The organism is Streptomyces sp. NPDC058051 (assembly GCF_042885475.1).
GTDB lineage: Bacteria > Actinomycetota > Actinomycetes > Streptomycetales > Streptomycetaceae > Streptomyces.
Window position 1 is genome coordinate 49,687 of record NZ_JBHVRW010000021.1, and the last position, 16,825, is coordinate 66,511.

Here is a 16,825-nt window from a genome sequence, read left to right on the forward strand (position 1 = left end):
ACCGAACCAATGATCGTGGTCATCAGATGCCAGCGCCGCCCGCCGTGTCGCCTCCCGCCGGCTTCGCAGCAGCCGACTGCCCGCTTCCAGGCTTCCCCTCTTCGGGGACCGGGTTGTACTCACCGTCATAGTGCTTCTCCGCGCCCCGCTTGATGGCGAGCATGCGATCGCGGATGTCATCGTCCAGGTTCTCGTAGCCCTTGTGTGCCGCCAGCACCGCGATGCCCAGACCTTCGATGGAATCCGACAGCAGCTTCGAGAGGGTTTCCAGCTCCGTGATGACCTTCTGGTACGAAGTGTGCAAGCCCGCTGCTTCTGCCCACGCGGGGTCGCCGAACTGAGTTTTACCGATGGCGACTTCGCCCAGCTTCTTCGCGTCCGCCGGCGACGCCTTGAGGTCGCGCAGGATCTCCTCGACGCGTTCGCGGAACTTGGTGAACGACGACAGTTCGGTGACCAGTTCGCCCACGGCGTTCTGGGCCACCGCGCCGATGGCGCCCATGCCGCCCAGCACGGCCAGTGGATAGGCCGAAGACTCCGCCCCCGGATCGTTCTGTCCCACAGCACCCTCCCCCGTTGAGCAACAGCCGATTGACGCTTCGGCTCCAGCTTTGGGGTTCACCTTAGCCAGCAGCGGTGACAGCGCGCACCTCCGGGTTGCAGGTGCAACCCGGATCACGCCATCCGCGCAGGGCTCAGGACTTGGGGGCTGCCACCGCCGCCTGGGGCCTGATGGGGAGGCGGTTGATCGGGCGGCCGGTGGCGGCTCGTACGGCAGCGGCCACCGCTGCGGGGGAGGTCACGACGGGGATCGCCGAGGCGGGCTTGGCGCCGAAGGGGGCCACCACGTCGCGTTCTTCGACGAGTTTCACGATGCGAATGTCCGGTGTGTCCAAGGCGGTCGGGAGCAGGTAGCCGGTGAGGTCGGGGTGGCGGATGAGACCGCGGGCGCTGCGGAGGTTTTCGGTGAGGGCGGCGCCGATGCCCTGGGTGATGCCCGCCTCGATGCGGGTGGCCAGTTGGGACGGGTTGAGGGCCCGGCCGACGTCCTGGGCGACCGCCATCTCCACGACCCGTACGGAGCCGAGTTCGATGTCGACGTCCACCACCGCGCGGATCGCGCAGAACGCGAGGCCGACGAAGGCGTCGCCCTGGCCCGACTCGTCCAGGGGCTCGGTCGGGTGGGGGCGGCACTGGGCGGTGGCCCAGAGTTCCTTGCCGTCCATCGCTTCCGTGACGGTCGTGGACAGCACCCCGTCGTACGAGGTGATCTTGCCGTCGGCGATCTGGAGCAGTTCCGTGGACATGCCGAACTTGTGGGCCAGGGGCTGGAGCAGTTGCGTACGGACCATCTTGGCCGCGCGTTCCACCGCTCCCGCCGAGACCCAGGTGTGGCGGCCGTGCGCGGAGGGGCCCGCCGGGGGCTGGTCGGTGTCGACGGACGCCACGTGGACCTCTTCGATGCCCAGGGTCTCCTGAACCACCTGGCGGGCCAGGGTCGTGAAGCCCTGGCCCGTTTCGACGGCGGCGCAGATGACCGTGGCGACGCCGTCGTGGACCCGGACCGTGGCCGTGGAGACCTCGTCGGCGCCCTCCGCCCCGAGCATGTGGACCATGCCCAGCGCATAGCCGACTCCCCTGCGCACCGCGCCCGGTTCGCCCGCGCCCTCCGGGCCTCCCGGGAGCAGCCAGTCGTCCTCCGGGGAGTCCTTGGGCAGTGCGGGGAGGGGGAAGTCCGTTACGGATTGCAGGAGTTCGGCCACCGGTGCCGGGCAGGTCACCGTCTGGCCGGTGGGGAGGATGTCGCCGGTGGACAGGGCGTTGCGCAGGCGCAGTTCGGCCGGGTCGATGCCCAGCTTGGCGGCCAGTTTGTCCATCTGGCCCTCGTACGCCGCGCAGACCTGCATCGCGCCCTCGCCGCGCACATGGCCCGACGGCGGGTTGTTCGTACGGACCGCCCAGCCCTCGATGAAGGCGTGCGGGACGACGTACGGGCCGCAGGCGAACGCGACCGCGGCGGCGAGTGACTCGGCCGAGGCGTCGGCGTACGCGCCCGCGTCGAGCAGGATCTGCGCCTCGACCTTCACCAGCCGGCCCTCGGCGTCCGCGTGGTGGCGGTAGCGCAGCAGCGTCGGGTGACGGTGGGCGTGACCGAGGAAGGACTCCTCGCGGGTGGCGGCCAGTTTGACCGGGCAGCCGGTGCGCAGGGCGAGCAGGCCCAAGGGGAGCTGGAAGCCGGGGTCCTCGCGGTCGCCGGTCGCGCCGGGGACTCCGGTGACGACGACCTTCACCCGGTCCGGTTCGAGGCCGAAGCAGGCTGCGGCGAGATCGCGGTCGGTGTGCGGGTCGGTGGAGGCGGTGTAGATCTCCACGCCGCCGTCGGGGCGGGGCACGGCGAGTCCGGCCTCGGCGCCGATCGGGGCCGGGTCCTGACGGCCGATGCGGTACAGGCCCTCGACGATGATCTCGCCCGTGGCGTCCGGGTCGCCGTAGCGCAGCGGGATGTGGCGGATCAGGTTGCCGTCGGGGTGCAGCGGTTCGGCCTCGAAGGCCTTCTCCGGATCGGTGACCGGTTCGAGGACCTCGTACTCGACGGCGATGGCCGCGGCGGCGAGCCGGGCCGTGTCGGGGTGGTCGGCGGCGACCGCGGCGATCGGCTCGCCGTGGTGGCGCACCAGGTCGGAGGCGAAGACCGGCCGGTCGACGATCCGGCGGCCGTAGGCGCTCTCCCCGGGGACGTCCTCGTGCGTGATGACGGCCCGTACTCCCGGCATCTCGACGGCGCCCGAGGTGTCGATGGACAGGATGCGGGCGTGCGGGTGCGGGGAGCGGAGGACCGCCGCCCACAGCAGGCCCTCGGCCCACAGGTCGGCGGCGTACGGGAAGGTGCCCTGGGTCTTGGCGCGCGCGTCGGCGGACGGGAGGGAGGCGCCGAGGCCGAGCGCGGGCGGCTCGGTGTCGGACCCTTCGGCCGACGCGGCGGTGATCCGTGTGCCGGTCGCGTTGGCAGCGGTGGCTGCGTCGTTGCTCACGCCATGCCTCCGTCCTGCGGGTGCGGCTGAACGCTACCGGCGCCGGGTGCCGCCTGGTGCGGGATGCGGGCCTCGTCGGACGCCGGGGACGAGGAGTCCGACGGGGCGGGGCCGGTGGTCGCCTCGCGGCCTGCGATGACCTCGTTCACGGCGTCGAGGACGCCGCGGTAGCCGGAGCAGCGGCAGAGGTTGCCGCAGAGCGCCTGGCGGGTCTCCAGTTCGCTGGGGGCGTGGTTGCCCTCCAGCAGGTCGTGGACGGTCATCGCCATGCCGGGGATGCAGAAGCCGCACTGGACGGCACCGCATCGGGCGAGGGCGCGCTGGACGTCGGACGGTTCACCGTTCACGGCCAGTCCCTCGACCGTACGGACCTCGCTGCCGGCCGCGGTCGCCGCCGGGACCAGGCAGGAGGCGACCAGGCGGCCGTCCACCTGGACGTTGCAGGCACCGCACTCGCCCTGCGAGCAGCCGTCCTTGGCACCGGCGAGGCCCAGGCGCTCGCGGAGCACGTACAGGAGCGACTCGCCGATCCAGGCGTCCGTGACGGGCCGGTCGGCGCCGTTCACGTGCAGGACGTAGGAGGCGGCGGGGTGTTCGCTGGGGGCGTCGAGGGACGAGGTCGCGAGCGGAGCGTCGGGGTCCGCGTCGGGGTCGGCGTCGGCGTCCGCGTCCGGCTCGGCGCCGGAAGCCGTCTCGGCCGACAGGTCCGTCGGGTCCTGCTCGGGCGCGGTCTCGGTCCCGTACTCGGCCGGTGTCCCGGTCGGCGTCTCGGTCCCGTACTCGGCCGGTGTCCCGGGCGCGGTCTCGGTCGGTGTCGCGGCCTGTGTCGCGGCCTGTGTCTCGGCCTGTGTCTCGGGGGCCGGGGAGGCTTCGGTGGCCGAGGCCCGTGTGAGGTCCGTCCCGGGAACGGGGGGCTCTCCGGCATCGGATACCGCGCCGCCCCCGGCAGCCCTTTCCGGTGCCGCCTCGGCGGCGGGGGCCCGGAGGGTGTCTTCGTACGACACGGAGGACGTTGCGGAAGAGGGAGAGGGAGAGAGAGAGGGAGAGGGAGAGGCCGGGGAGGATGTCGCGGAGTCCGGGGCGGTGGACGCCGGGGAGTGCGGGGCCGCAGTCGTCGCGGCGCCTGCCTCGGAGTGCGTCGCCGAAGGCGCCCCGGAGTTCTCCGTGTTCTCCGTCGCGGGCGCGTACGCGTCCCCGGGCGCGTGCTCCGGCTCTATGTCCGTTCCGGGTGGCTGCTGTTCCAGCAGGGGTTCGGGCTCGGCGTCCGCGACCGGCTGCGGCGTCGCCCACGGAGCGGGCGCACCGCCCGGCAGCGTGGCCGGCGGGGTCCGGTCCGCGTACCACTGCGAGGCCAGAGCCGACGCCGCGAACTCTCCGGACTCCTCCGGGAGGTCACCGTCGGCGACCGGAATCGTCCACTGCCCGGTGTGGCCGGTGGGGGCGGCAGGAGCGGCGGCGGGGCCTGCCTGTCCGCTCTCGTCGAACCGGCCACTGTGGGTCGCAGCGATATGACCGAACTGCCCGCTGTGATCAGGCGGAGCCGGACGGTCGAACTGACCGCTGTGGTCCGGGGGAGCCGGACGGTCGAACTCACCGCCGTGATCCGGGGGGGCCAGACGGTCGAACTGACCGCTGTGGTCCGGGGGAGCCGGACGGTCGAACTGGCCGCTGCGGTCGGCGTGACCGCCGTACTCGGCGGGCTCCGTGAAGTTCCACTGGCCCGTCGCGGCCGGCGTCCCCCCGTACTGCTCCTGCGGGTAGTCGTACGTGTACTGCGGCTGCTGGTTCGCATCCGGCCAGTGCACCGCGTCGGGCGCCTGCTGCTCCGCTTGCGCGCCCGGCTCCTGCTGGCTCTGCGTCTGCACGGTCCAACTGCCCGTGGCCGCCGGGTCGATCCCGACCGCGGGGGTCAGCGGCAGGATCATCGGCGGTACGTAGCCCTGGCCGGGCGCGGCCAGCGGGATGCTCGCCAGGTCCTCCGGCGGCAGGTGGACGAAGGCCGTCGCCTCGGCGTCGTACTCGCCGCCCTGCGGTGTCGGCTGCCAGCCCCCGTGCTGCGGCCGCTCCCGCTGCCCGTGCTGGTCGTTGTGGTCCTCGTTGCTCACGACAGTGCCCTCCCCAGCGCGCGTCGGGCCAGTGCGGCGACGGTCCGCCGCAGGTGCAGTACGGCGGGGGGCAGCGGTGGCACCTCTCCCCCGTCGGCAGGTGGTGCCTCGTCCGGGATGCAGGCCGCGGCGACGTACTCGCCGAAGGCGGCCAGCGCGTCGGGGGCCAGACCCCGTTCGCCGTCCCAGTCGATCAGTGAGGCGATCCAGCGTTCGGCCTCCAGGGGCCGCAGCGGCATCGGTGCGATGGCGCCGACCGCGCAGCGCACCCCGCGCCGGGCCGGGTCGAGGACGATCGCGACGGACGCGGTGGCGCGGCCGGGCCCGGTGCGGCCGGTGGCCTTCAGGAAGACCTGCGGGGCGTGCAGCAGCGGTACCCGGACGAAGCCGATCAGTTCGGCGGGTTCGAGCATGTCGCGGCCGGCCAGCAGGTGCGACACCGGGATCTCGCGGCGCGCGCCTCCCGGACCCGCGATGACGAGTTCCGCCTCCAGGGCGGCGAGCACCGGCAGGGCGTCACCGGTCGGGGCAGCGGTGGCGATGTTGCCGCCGAGCGTTCCGGCGTTACGGATCTGGGGCGGGCCCGCGGCGCGCGCGGAGGCGGCCAGGGCGGGGATGAGGGCGGAGAAGTCGGGGCGTCCCATGCGTGCGTGGGTGAGTCCGGCGCCGAGCAGGGCGTGACCGTCCTGGTAGTGCCAGCCACGGAGCTCGCTGATCCGGCCGAGGCCGACCAGCCCCGAGGGGCGCAGCAGCCCCTTGTTGACGGCCGACATCAGGTCCGTGCCACCTGCCACAGGAACGGCGGCGGGCATGGCGCCCAGCGCCGCCACGGCCTCGTCTAGCGAGGCCGGCAGCATCACGGACTGCGTCGCCTGCGGTGCGTGCGTGGTCAACCCAGCTGCCCCTTCCCGGTGTCCCGGCGGTCCGGCTCGTTTCGCCGTACGGTACGTGCTCAAAGCCTGGACGTGGCAACTCTGGCACATCTTCCGACCGCCCCGACGCGAGGGTCCGCGAAGGGCGTATACATCCCTACTCAGGGGAATGATCCCAATTCACCCTGCTTGGACGCTACGCACGCATTGCCGCTCTTCGGCGTGTCCCATGTGCGGTGCCCGCTCTGACCGTTCAGTTCCGGTTGCCCGTTCCCACTGTTCGGTTTGGGCTGTTCATTCTGGTTTCTTTCCGGTTTCTGTCCGGTTCCTTTTCAGTTCCTTTCCGGCTGTCCGTCCCGGCGGATTCCTGCGGGTTGTTCACTCGGGCCGCTTGGTCGCGCCGCTTGCTCGGGCCGCACTCGGGCCGCACTCGGGCCGCTCTTTCCGGTCGGCCCACCGCCGCCGTCCCTTGTCCGGATCCGGCGAGGACACGTTCCGGCCATTCCGGTCCCGCCCGAACCTGCCCGTTGCTGCCCGCTCCTGCCCGTTCCTGCGGGACGCGTTCACAGGAACGACGGCCGGCCGCCACACTCCCGGGGGAGGGTGACGGCCGGAACCGGAGCGCGGCCGGGATCACACGTTCGGGGGCGGTCCTTCAAGGGGACGTCCCTGTACGCCGGGGCGCTGCTGCCGGGGCAGCGGCCCGTTCGGCGGCCGGTAGTCGACGCCGAGCGCGTCAAGACGGGCGTAGTGCGTGGTCATCCGGCGTTCGAAGTCGGCGAAGTCGCGGTCGGCGGAGGCGGGCAGGGGCGACCAGGCGACCTCCGCGAACGCCACGAGGCGCGGGAAGACCTGGTAGTCGACGCGGGCCCGGTTCTGCATGACCTCGGTCCAGACGTTGGCCTGGGTGCCGACGATGTGACGGGCCGCCTCCTCGGCCAGGCCCGCCGGCACGGGTTCGAAGCGGTAGACGTCCTCCAGGGTGCGGATGAATCCGATGGGCATCGGCTCGTCGGGGCCGCCGTCCTGACGGTGGTCCAGGTACACGTGCTGTTCCGGACACATCACCACGTCGTGGCCGGCCTCGGCGGCGGCGATGCCTCCCCCGTACCCGCGCCAGGACGACACCGCGGCACCCGCGGGGAGGCCGCCTTCGAGGATTTCGTCCCAGCCGATGAGCCTGCGTCCGCGTGCGGTGAGCCAGGTGTCGAAGTGCCGGATGACCCAGGACTGGAGTTCGTCCTCGTTGGCCAGTCCGCATTCCTCGATACGGGCCTGGGCGGCCGGGGACTCCTTCCACTGGTCCTTGCGGCACTCGTCGCCGCCGATGTGGATGAACGGCGAGGTGGCGACGGGGAAGAGGTCGAGGACCTCTTCGAGGACGCCCTCGAAGAAGCGCAGGGTGGTGTCAGTGGGGGCGAGTACGTTCGGGTTGATGCCCCAGGTGTCCCAGACGGAGAGGGCGGTGGTGTCGATGACGTCGGCGTTGCCCAGTTCGGGGTACGCGGCGATGGCGGCCTGCGAATGGCCCGGGATGTCGATTTCGGGGACGACGCGGATATGCCGCTCGGCGGCGTACGCGACGATCTCGCGGATGTCGTCCTGCGTGTAGTAGCCGCCGTGCGGGGTCTCGTCCCACAGTTCGGAGGCCCGGTGGCCGTGCTTGGTGCGGGACCGCCAGGAGCCGACCTCGGTCAGCCGCGGGTGACGCTTGATCTCGATGCGCCAGCCCTGGTCGTCGGTGAGGTGGAAGTGGAAGACGTTCAGTTTGTGCGCGGCGAGGAGGTCCAGGTAGCGCAGGACGTCGTCCTTGGGCAGGAAGTGCCGGGCCACGTCCAGCATCATGCCCCGCCAGGGGAAGCGGGGGCTGTCCTCGATGTGGATGACGGGGATGGCGGGCATGCTGCTGCCGGAGTTGATGGGTGCGCGGCGGAAGGCTTCGGCGCCGAGGAGTTGGCGGAGGGTCTGGGCGCCCCAGAAGACACCGGCGGCGCTTCCCCCGGTGATCTCGACGCTCCGGCCGGTTCCGGTGCCCAGGCGGTAGCCCTCGGGCTCCAGAGCCGGGTCGATGCGCAGCCGGATGGTGTTCTCGGCGTCCGGGGCGCCCGGTGCGAGCGGCAGGCCGAAGGCGGCGCCGAGCGTGGAGCGCAGCCAGCGCTCGGTGCTCTCGGTGCCGGGGGCCGCGGCAAGGGTGGTGGACGGATCCAGCCGGAAGCCGTCGCGCCCGTCGTCACCGGAACCACCGGAACCACCAGAGCCACCAGAGCCACCAGAGCCACCAAGACCACCGACACGCACCGGGGTCGGAATCAGTTCCATGTCCATGGCGTCAGTCCTTCACCGCTCCGCCGAGTCCCGACACCAGGCGGCGCTGTACGAGTACGAAGAAGACCAGGACGGGGATGGTCATCACCGTCGAGGCTGCCATGATCCCTCCCCAGTCGTTCTCATCGGGTTTGAAGAAGACCAGCAACGCCATCGGGAGCGTCGACTGGGAGAGGTCGCTGATGATGAACGACTTCGCGAACAGGAAGTCGTTCCAGGTCGAGATGAACGAGAACACGCTGGTCGCCACCAGGCCGGGAAGGACCAGGGGGAAGAGGATCTGCCACAGGAACCGGGCGCGGCTCGCGCCGTCGATGGCGGCGGCCTCCTCCAGTGCGTCCGGGACGGCCTTGACGAAGCCGCGCAGCATCCAGATCGCGAACGGCAGCGAGAAGGCGAGGTGCGGCAGGATCAGCGAACCGAGCGTGTTCAGCTGCCCGAAGTCCCGCATCAGGAAGAACAGCGGGATGGTCAGCGCCTCGACCGGCACCATCTGCGCGACCAGGAACATGATCAGCAGGGTGGTGCGGAAGCGGAATCTGAACCTGGTCACGGCCGTGGCCGCCAGGAAGGCGATCAGCGCCGAGGCGATCACGACCGTACCGGCGACGAGCAGACTGTTGAGGAAGTACCGTCCGAAGTCGTGCTGTTCGAAGACCCGGCGGAACGAGTCCAGCGACGGCGACAGCGTCCACGGCCGGGGGTCGGTCGACTGGATCTCGCCGGCGGGCTTGAGGGCCGAGAGCACCATCCAGTACAGCGGGAAGGCGACCGCGGCGGCGATCAGCAGGGCCGCCGCCTCCGCCGCCAGCCGCCCGGGCCGGCGGATGCGCAGCATGCTCCGCGCGCTCACAGTTCCTCCCCCCGGCGCCGCACCAGGCGCAGGTGGACGAGCGTGACGGCCAGCAGGATCACCAGCATCACGACGCCGATCGCCGAGCCGAGACCGTACTGCGAGGACGCGAACGCCTTCTGGTACGCGTACACGTTGAGCACGAGGTTCTGGCCGGCGATGCCGCCGCCGTTGGTCATGACATAGATCTGGGTGAAGACCTTGAAGTCCCAGATGACCGACTGGATGGTGACGACGACGAGGATCGGGCGCAGCATCGGGGCCAGGACCGACCGCCAGATCCGCCACTGCGAGGCGCCGTCCAGCGCGGCCGCTTCGAGCACCTCGGCGGGGATCGCGCGGATGCCCGCGTACACGGTCACCATGACGAACGGGAACGAGCACCACAGGACTTCGAGGAGCACCAGGGCGAAGGCGCTGTAGCGCCCGTACGTCCAGGAGAAGTCGCCGAGCCCCAGCACCCGGTTGGCCGGGCCGAAGTCCGGGTCGAAGAGGAACACCCAGACGGTGGACCCGGTGATCGCGGGGGTCGCCCACGCGCCGAGCGCCGCCAGCATCAGCGCGAGCCGGGGCACCGCCCGGATCCGGGTCAGCAGGACGGCGAGCGCGCAGCCGACCAGCAGGGTGGCCATGACGCAGGCGGCGGCGAAGACCACGGTCGCCAGGAGCACCTGCCAGAACTGGCTGTCGTGGAAGAGCGTCGCGTAGTTCCCCAGCCCCTGGAAGGTGACCGGTTCACCGCCGCTGACCTGGGCCTGGGTGTACTCCAGGAAGGAGATCAGGCCGAGTTGCCAGATCGGGTAGACGAGCAGGCCGCCGAGGACGGCGAGCGCGGGCAGGAGGTAGAGCCACGGGGTCCAGCCGGAGTGGCGCACGGGTGGGGCGGGACGGCGGCGCCGGAGCGGACGGGAGGAAGTGCCACCCGCTCCGGCGGTGCCGGGCGTCGTGTACGCCGTACTGTTCGCCGTCATCGTCAGCCCGCGTCGGCGAACGCCGCGTCCATCTTCTTCGCCGCGTCGTCCGCGGCCTTCGCCACGTTCTTGCGGCCGCTGACGATCTCCTGGAACATCGTCGGCAGGACCAGCGAGGAGTCGATCTGCCCCCAGCCGGGCGAGGCCGGGACGAACTTCGCGCCCGCGCCGAGCGTCCTGACGAACGGCTCGACGAACGGCTCCTTCTTCGCGACCGTCGCCCGCACATCGGTGTACGTCGGCAGGAAGCCCATCGCGTCGAACATCCTGGTCTGCGTCCGCTTGCCGGTCAGGGACTTCATCAGGTCCACGGCGAGGGTGCGGTGCTTGCTGCTCCTCAGTACGCCGATGTTGTTCCCGCCCGCGAACGCGGGAGCGACGGAGCCTTCGCCGACGCCGGGCAGTGGCACGACCGCGTACTTCCCCTTCACCGTTCCCGCCTCGACGGCCGCGTGGCTGAAGTCGCCGCCGATCGCCATGGCGGCCTTGCCGGAGGCGAACGCGGTGACGGTCGCGTTGCCGCCCATGGCCGCGCACTTGGCGGCCGGGCAGTTGTCGTCGCCGAAGAGCGAGGTGTACGCCTCGATGCCCTTGCGGGCCTTGTCGCTGTTGATGGCCGCCTTGTACGTACCGCCGCTCTCGTCGGCCAGTTCACCGCCGGCCGCCCAGATGAACGGCATCGCGCCGTAGGTGTAGGCGCCGCCGACCGCCAGTCCGTACAGATCCGGCTTCTTCTTGTGGATCTTCTTCGCGGTGGAGACCAGCTCGGCCTGGGACTTGGGGGCCTCGATCCCCAAGTCCTCGAAGATGTCGGTGCGGTAGTACAGCGCGCGTACGCCGACGAAGAGCGGCGCTCCGTAGACCTTGCCGCCGACCGTCACGGACTGCTCGGCCGTCGGGTCGGTGTCCTTTGCCTCGTCCCAGGCGGCGAACTCCGCGCTCACATCGGCGAGTCCGCCGTCCTTGACGTATCCGGCGGTGTCCGTGTTGCCGTACTCGATGAGGTCCGGGGCGCTCTTCGGGTCGTTGAACGCCGCCTTGACGCGCTGCGCGCGGGTGTCGACGGGGATGTACTCGACCTCGACCTTCGCACCCTCGTGGGCCTTCTCGAAGTCGGCCACCGCCGCGTCGACGACCCGTTCCTTCGGTTGGTTGCCGACTTCCTGGAACAGCCAGACCCGCAGCGTGCCGGTCTTCTCGTCCCCCTTGGCGCCGGTGTCGGAGGTCTGCGGCGCGCAAGCGGTGGCGGTGACCCCCGCCAGCACCAGCGCCGCGGCCGGGGCGACCATTCGGGCAGACAACTTCATCCGGAACCCCTACCTGTCAGCGTTGCAGGATACGCAACATGCGTTTCGTTCTGCACAACTTGCAGGAGAGTAGGTGCGGGACGCGGACGCCGACAAGTGGTCTCAACCACTCTGTGACCCAAGTGGTCTCAACCACTGTGTGACCGGTGCCGCGGACCGTGAAACACGCAAGGCACCGGCCCCTGCCACGCACAAGGCCCCGGGGGCGCGCATCGATGCGCGCCCCCGGGGCCTGAAGCCAGGGTGGCCGAACGGCTCCGGACTACTTCTTGTCCTTGCCGCCCTTGCCCTTGTCCTTGTCGCCGCCGGCGCCCATGGACTCGTAGATCTCCTTGCACATGGGGCAGACCGGATACTTCTTCGGGTCACGACCCGGTACCCAGACCTTCCCGCACAGTGCGACCACGGGGGTGCCCTCCAGGGCACTCGCCATGATCTTGTCCTTCTGGACGTAATGGGCGAAGCGCTCGTGGTCGCCGTCGCCGTTCGACACCTGCGGCGTCGGCTCTACGAGGATCCCCGTACCTGACCCGCGCTCGGGCTCAAGAGTGCTCATAACCGCCAAGGGTACTGAAAGCCCGGAGCTTCAGTTCAGCGAAGGGTCGTCCGGATAAGTGGCGATCATCGCCAGCTCGCTGCGCTGGCGGCGCAGGACCGCCCGCCAGAGATGTTCGGGACGCGGCGACGACACATCCCCCGGTTCGGACTCGACGACGTACCAGGCCCCCTCCGTCAGCTCCGTCTCCAATTGTCCGGGGCCCCAGCCGGCGTACCCGGCGAAGATCCGCAGCGAGCCGAGCGCCGCGGCCAGCAACTCCGGCGGGGCCTCCAGGTCCACCAGGCCGATCGCCCCGTACACCCGGCGGAAGCCCAGGGGGTCTCCCCCGTTCGCGCCTCCCCTGTTCGCGCCTCCCCTGTTCTCTTCCCCTCTGTACACGTCTCCCCTGATGACCTCTCCCCTGGTGACGTCTCCCCCGGCGGCGTCCCCCTTGTCCGCACGGGGCCGGGAGCCCGGGGAAGGATCCCCGTCGCCCGGGATGACGGCCACCCCGAGCGCCGAGTCGAGAGAGACCGGGCCGCCCTGGAAGACGACGCCGGGCTCGCCGGTCAGACCGGCCCAGGACGCGAGGATGTCGCCGACGCCGACCGGGGTCGGGCGGTTCAGGACCACGCCGAGCGAGCCCTCCTCGTCGTGGTCGAGGAGCAGCACCACCGCGCGGTCGAAATTCGGGTCCGCGAGCGCGGGTGTGGCCACAAGCAGTCGCCCTGTGAGCGAGGACACCTCGGTCATGGCAGAAATGATCCCGCATCTTCGCTCTCCGCGGGGGCCCTGGGGGCCGCGCCGTGGCAGAGAAGGCCCGAGCGCAGCTCAGGGCGCACAGATGCACGAGGAGCGCACGGCCGGGAAGCCCTTGCGGGCGGTGACCCTCCGCAAGAGCCGGGAAGCAGAGCGTGTTGTGGCGAATTCATGACGTTCGCACACCCCCCGCTCCCTTACGGAAGGGGGGCAGTGGGCCATTACCCTTTCGTTTGGCCCCCTGACCGACCACTCCGGAACGCGAGATTCATGACCGGCACAGACGATGTCCTGCTTGTCCACGGCGGAACCCCGCTGGAGGGCGAGATCCGCGTCAGAGGCGCCAAGAACCTGGTGCCGAAGGCAATGGTCGCCGCGCTGCTCGGCAGCGGGCCCAGCCGGCTGCGCAACGTGCCCGACATCCGCGACGTGCGGGTGGTGCGGGGGCTGCTTCAGTTGCACGGCGTGACGGTCCGACCCGGTGACGAACCGGGCGAACTGATCCTGGACCCGACCCATGTCGAGAGCGCCAACGTCGCCGACATCGATGCCCACGCGGGCTCGTCGCGCATCCCGATCCTCTTCTGCGGCCCGCTGCTGCACCGGCTGGGCCATGCGTTCATCCCGGGCCTCGGCGGCTGTGACATCGGCGGCCGGCCGATCGACTTCCACTTCGACGTGCTCAGGCAGTTCGGCGCGACGATCGAGAAGCGGGCGGACGGCCAGTACCTGGAGGCCCCTCAGCGGCTGCGCGGCACGAAGATCCGGCTGCCGTACCCGTCGGTGGGCTCCACCGAGCAGGTGCTGTTGACGGCGGTGCTCGCCGAGGGCGTCACCGAACTGTCCAACGCGGCCGTGGAGCCGGAGATCGAGGACCTCATCTGCGTCCTGCAGAAGATGGGCGCCATCATCTCGATGGACACCGACCGGACGATCCGGATCACCGGGGTCGACCGGCTGGACGGCTATACGCACCGGGCGATCCCGGACCGCCTGGAGGCGGCCTCCTGGGCGTCCGCCGCACTGGCCACCGAGGGCAACATCTACGTACGGGGCGCACAGCAGCGCTCGATGATGACGTTCCTGAACACCTTCCGCCGGGTCGGCGGCGCGTTCGAGATCGACGACGAGGGCATCCGTTTCTGGCACCCGGGCGGCGCCCTGGACGCCATCGCCCTGGAGACGGACGTGCATCCCGGCTTCCAGACCGACTGGCAGCAGCCGCTGGTCGTGGCCCTGACGCAGGCCTCGGGCCTGTCCATCGTCCACGAGACGGTGTACGAGTCCCGGCTCGGCTTCACCTCCGCGCTCAACCAGATGGGCGCGCACATCCAGCTGTATCGCGAGTGCCTGGGCGGCTCCGACTGCCGCTTCGGGCAGCGCAACTTCCTGCACTCCGCGGTCGTCTCCGGGCCGACGAAGCTCCAGGGCGCGGATCTGGTCATCCCGGACCTGCGCGGCGGGTTCTCGTACCTGATCGCCGCGCTGGCGGCGCAGGGCACGTCGCGGGTGCACGGCATCGACCTGATCAACCGCGGCTACGAGAACTTCATGGAGAAGCTGGAGAAGCTCGGCGCGAAGGTGGAGCTGCCGGGCGGGGCGCTGGTCTGAGGTCCGGCGCCCGACGGCTGCTGACGGGGGTTCGGGGCGCTGCCCCGGGCCCCCGTTCGTCGTTCCCGCCGTGCGCGTGAGGGGCCGGGTCCGCGCGCCGTGGACCCGGTGGCGCCGGTTCGCGCGCCGGGGAACGGGGACGCCGGGTTCACGCCCCGGGACCGGTGACGCCCGTTCGCACGCCGGGGAACGGGGACGCCGGATTCGCCCACTTGGCCCGGTGACGCCGGTTCGCGCGGCTTGGACCGCGACGCCGGGTTCGTGCGCCTTGGCCCGGTGACGCCACCAGAGACCCGGAACGGGCCCTCTCCGGCCGGTACACCGAAGGGCGGTCCCCTGGATGGGGTGACCGCCCTTCGTCGCGCCTGTGGGGCTTACTCGCCCCTGGCGGCTTACTTGCCCTTGGCGGCTTCCTTGAGCTTGGAGCCCGCGGAGACCTTCACGCTGTAGCCGGCCGGGATGTTGATCGGGTCGCCGGTCTGCGGGTTGCGAGCGGTACGAGCGGCACGGTGGGTGCGCTCGAAGGTCAGGAAGCCGGGGATGGTGACCTTCTCGTCGCCCTTGGCGACGATCTCACCGACGGTCTCGGCGAGCGCGGCCAGCACGGCGTCGGCGTCCTTGCGAGTCACCTCGGCGCGGTCGGCCAGGGCGGCCACCAGCTCACTGCGGTTCATGTTCGTTACTCCCGTGTTCTTCTTGCCTGTGAGGCGTGAGATCGAAGCCGATGCTGCCAGGGTCCTCGGACAGTCCCCGGACCCGGGTCTGTCGTCAGACCCTCGCGCCCGATTACGCATCCTGCCCCCACCTGCGGCGGGAAAGCCAATCCGGCACCCTCCGGAGTCACACGAAAAGCGCCACGGCCTCGTCGTGGTGACGTTCCGTCGACTGCCCGAAAGCGGTCCGCAGCGGATGCCGGCTCCGCGGACGCGCCGCCCGCCCACCCTAAAGGGGCGTTTGGGGCGCCGCGACCCGCGACGCGCCGTAGCTCAGACCGACGTGGGGCCCGTCACAGCGCCTCCGGCCGCCTTCGCGGCATCGCGGACGGCACCGGCGACGGCACCCGCGACCCTGTCGTTGAAGACCGACGGGATGATGTAGTTCGCGTTCACCTCGTCCTCGGCGACGACGTCGGCGAGGGCGCGCGCCGCGGCGAGCATCATGTCCGTGTTGACGGTGCGGGACTGGGCGTCCAGCAGGCCGCGGAAGACACCCGGGAAGACCAGCACGTTGTTGATCTGGTTCGGGAAGTCGGAGCGGCCGGTGGCGACAACTGCCGCCGTCTGGCGGGCGATTGCCGGGTCCACCTCGGGGTCCGGGTTCGCGAGCGCGAACACGATCGCACCGTCGGCCATGGCCGCGACATCGGCTCCGTCCAGCACGTTCGGGGCGGAGACGCCGATGAAGACGTCGGCGCCCACGACGGCCTGCTTGAGGGTGCCGGTGACGGACTCGGGGTTGGTGTTGTCGGCGATCCAGCGCAGCGGCGAGTCCGCGTCGGCGGAGACCAGGTCCTCGCGGCCCGCGTGCACCACACCGTGGATGTCGGCGACGACGGCGTGCTTCACACCTGCGGCGATGAGGAGCTTCAGGATGGCCGTGCCGGCCGCTCCGGCGCCGGACATGACGACCCGTACGTCCCCGATTCCCTTGCCCACCACGCGCAGCGCGTTGGTCAGCGCGGCCAGGACGACGATCGCGGTGCCGTGCTGGTCGTCGTGGAAGACGGGGATGTCGAGGGCCTCGCGCAGCCGTGCCTCGATCTCGAAGCAGCGGGGTGCGGAGATGTCCTCCAGATTGATGCCCGCGAAGCCGGGGGCGATGGCCTTGACGATCTCGACGATGGCGTCGGTGTCCTGGGTGTCCAGGCAGAGCGGCCAGGCGTCGATGCCGGCGAACCGCTTGAAGAGGGCCGCCTTGCCCTCCATCACCGGCAGCGCGGCCTTGGGGCCGATGTTGCCGAGACCGAGCACCGCGGAGCCGTCCGTCACAACTGCGACGGAGTTGCGCTTGATGGTGAGGCGGCGGGCGTCCTCGGGGTTCTCGGCGATCGCCATGCAGACCCGGGCCACGCCCGGGGTGTAGATCATCGAGAGGTCGTCACGGTTGCGGATGGGGTGCTTGGACGCCATCTCGATCTTGCCGCCGAGGTGCATCAGGAACGTACGGTCGGAGACCTTGCCGAGCACGACGCCCTCGATGCCGCGCAGGCCCTCGACGATCTCGTCGGCGTGCGCGGTGGAGGAGGCGGCGATGGTGACATCGATCCGCAGCTTCTCGTGGCCGGAGGCCGTCACGTCGAGGCCGGTCACCGAACCACCGGAGGACTCCACGGCCGTGGTCAGCTGGGAGACCGCTGTGCCGCTCGCGGGCACCTCCAGCCTGACCGTCATCGAGTACGAGACGCTGGGCGCCGTTGCCATGGCCGAGTCCTTCACTTTCCCTAGCTTCATTG

Annotated in this window: 13 protein-coding genes; 1 reads left to right on the forward strand and 12 read right to left on the reverse strand. The window is 70.8% G+C overall.

Annotated elements, in window-relative coordinates; all coding sequences use genetic code 11:
* Window positions 1-22 precede the first annotated feature (22 nt).
* From ACFVUT_RS27805 to ACFVUT_RS27850, 10 genes are all read right to left on the reverse strand, one after another.
* Complete coding sequence (locus tag ACFVUT_RS27805) at window positions 23-562, reverse strand: hypothetical protein (RefSeq protein WP_389658307.1); 540 nt, start codon at window positions 560-562, stop codon at window positions 23-25.
* 133 nt (window positions 563-695) lie between these two features.
* Window positions 696-3,032 (reverse strand): xanthine dehydrogenase family protein molybdopterin-binding subunit, encoded by a 2,337-nt coding sequence (locus ACFVUT_RS27810; protein ID WP_389658310.1) that lies wholly within the window; start codon window positions 3,030-3,032, stop codon window positions 696-698.
* A complete protein-coding gene (locus tag ACFVUT_RS27815; protein WP_389658313.1) occupies window positions 3,029-5,137 on the reverse strand; it encodes a 2Fe-2S iron-sulfur cluster-binding protein in 2,109 nt (702 codons plus the stop codon). Before ACFVUT_RS27815 ends, ACFVUT_RS27810 begins: the two co-directional genes overlap by 4 nt.
* Entirely contained in the window at window positions 5,134-6,030 is an 897-nt protein-coding gene (locus ACFVUT_RS27820) for an FAD binding domain-containing protein (RefSeq protein ID WP_389658316.1), read from the reverse strand. The genes ACFVUT_RS27815 and ACFVUT_RS27820 overlap by 4 nt, the downstream gene beginning before the upstream one ends.
* Before the next feature lie 612 nt (window positions 6,031-6,642).
* Window positions 6,643-8,334, reverse strand: a complete 1,692-nt coding sequence (locus tag ACFVUT_RS27825) for a beta-N-acetylhexosaminidase (protein WP_389658319.1) — start codon at window positions 8,332-8,334, stop codon at window positions 6,643-6,645.
* A gap of 4 nt (window positions 8,335-8,338) precedes the next feature.
* Window positions 8,339-9,172: a carbohydrate ABC transporter permease gene (locus ACFVUT_RS27830; RefSeq protein WP_389658400.1), complete on the reverse strand. Its 834-nt coding sequence runs from the start codon at window positions 9,170-9,172 to the stop codon at window positions 8,339-8,341.
* A gap of 11 nt (window positions 9,173-9,183) precedes the next feature.
* Window positions 9,184-10,158, reverse strand: coding sequence for a carbohydrate ABC transporter permease (locus ACFVUT_RS27835; protein WP_389658322.1), 975 nt, complete (start codon window positions 10,156-10,158; stop codon window positions 9,184-9,186).
* A 2-nt stretch (window positions 10,159-10,160) separates the two neighbouring features.
* Window positions 10,161-11,465, reverse strand: coding sequence for an extracellular solute-binding protein (locus ACFVUT_RS27840; protein WP_389658325.1), 1,305 nt, complete (start codon window positions 11,463-11,465; stop codon window positions 10,161-10,163).
* Between the two features lie 262 nt (window positions 11,466-11,727).
* Window positions 11,728-12,021 (reverse strand): DUF3039 domain-containing protein, encoded by a 294-nt coding sequence (locus ACFVUT_RS27845; RefSeq protein WP_389658328.1) that lies wholly within the window; start codon window positions 12,019-12,021, stop codon window positions 11,728-11,730.
* A gap of 30 nt (window positions 12,022-12,051) precedes the next feature.
* Window positions 12,052-12,756 carry a YqgE/AlgH family protein gene (locus ACFVUT_RS27850; protein ID WP_389658331.1) on the reverse strand — a complete coding sequence of 235 codons (705 nt, stop codon included), beginning with the start codon at window positions 12,754-12,756 and terminating at the stop codon, window positions 12,052-12,054.
* A gap of 276 nt (window positions 12,757-13,032) precedes the next feature.
* On the opposite strand from ACFVUT_RS27850, the gene murA reads away from it, so the two are divergent.
* Window positions 13,033-14,373 (forward strand): UDP-N-acetylglucosamine 1-carboxyvinyltransferase, encoded by a 1,341-nt coding sequence (murA, locus tag ACFVUT_RS27855; protein ID WP_266746489.1) that lies wholly within the window; start codon window positions 13,033-13,035, stop codon window positions 14,371-14,373.
* 392 nt (window positions 14,374-14,765) lie between these two features.
* Here the strand turns inward: murA and ACFVUT_RS27860 are convergent, their stop codons facing one another.
* Entirely contained in the window at window positions 14,766-15,047 is a 282-nt protein-coding gene (locus ACFVUT_RS27860; protein ID WP_003968811.1) for an HU family DNA-binding protein, read from the reverse strand.
* A 312-nt stretch (window positions 15,048-15,359) separates the two neighbouring features.
* Window positions 15,360-16,793: an NAD-dependent malic enzyme gene (locus ACFVUT_RS27865; protein ID WP_389658334.1), complete on the reverse strand. Its 1,434-nt coding sequence runs from the start codon at window positions 16,791-16,793 to the stop codon at window positions 15,360-15,362.
* Window positions 16,794-16,825 lie beyond the last annotated feature (32 nt).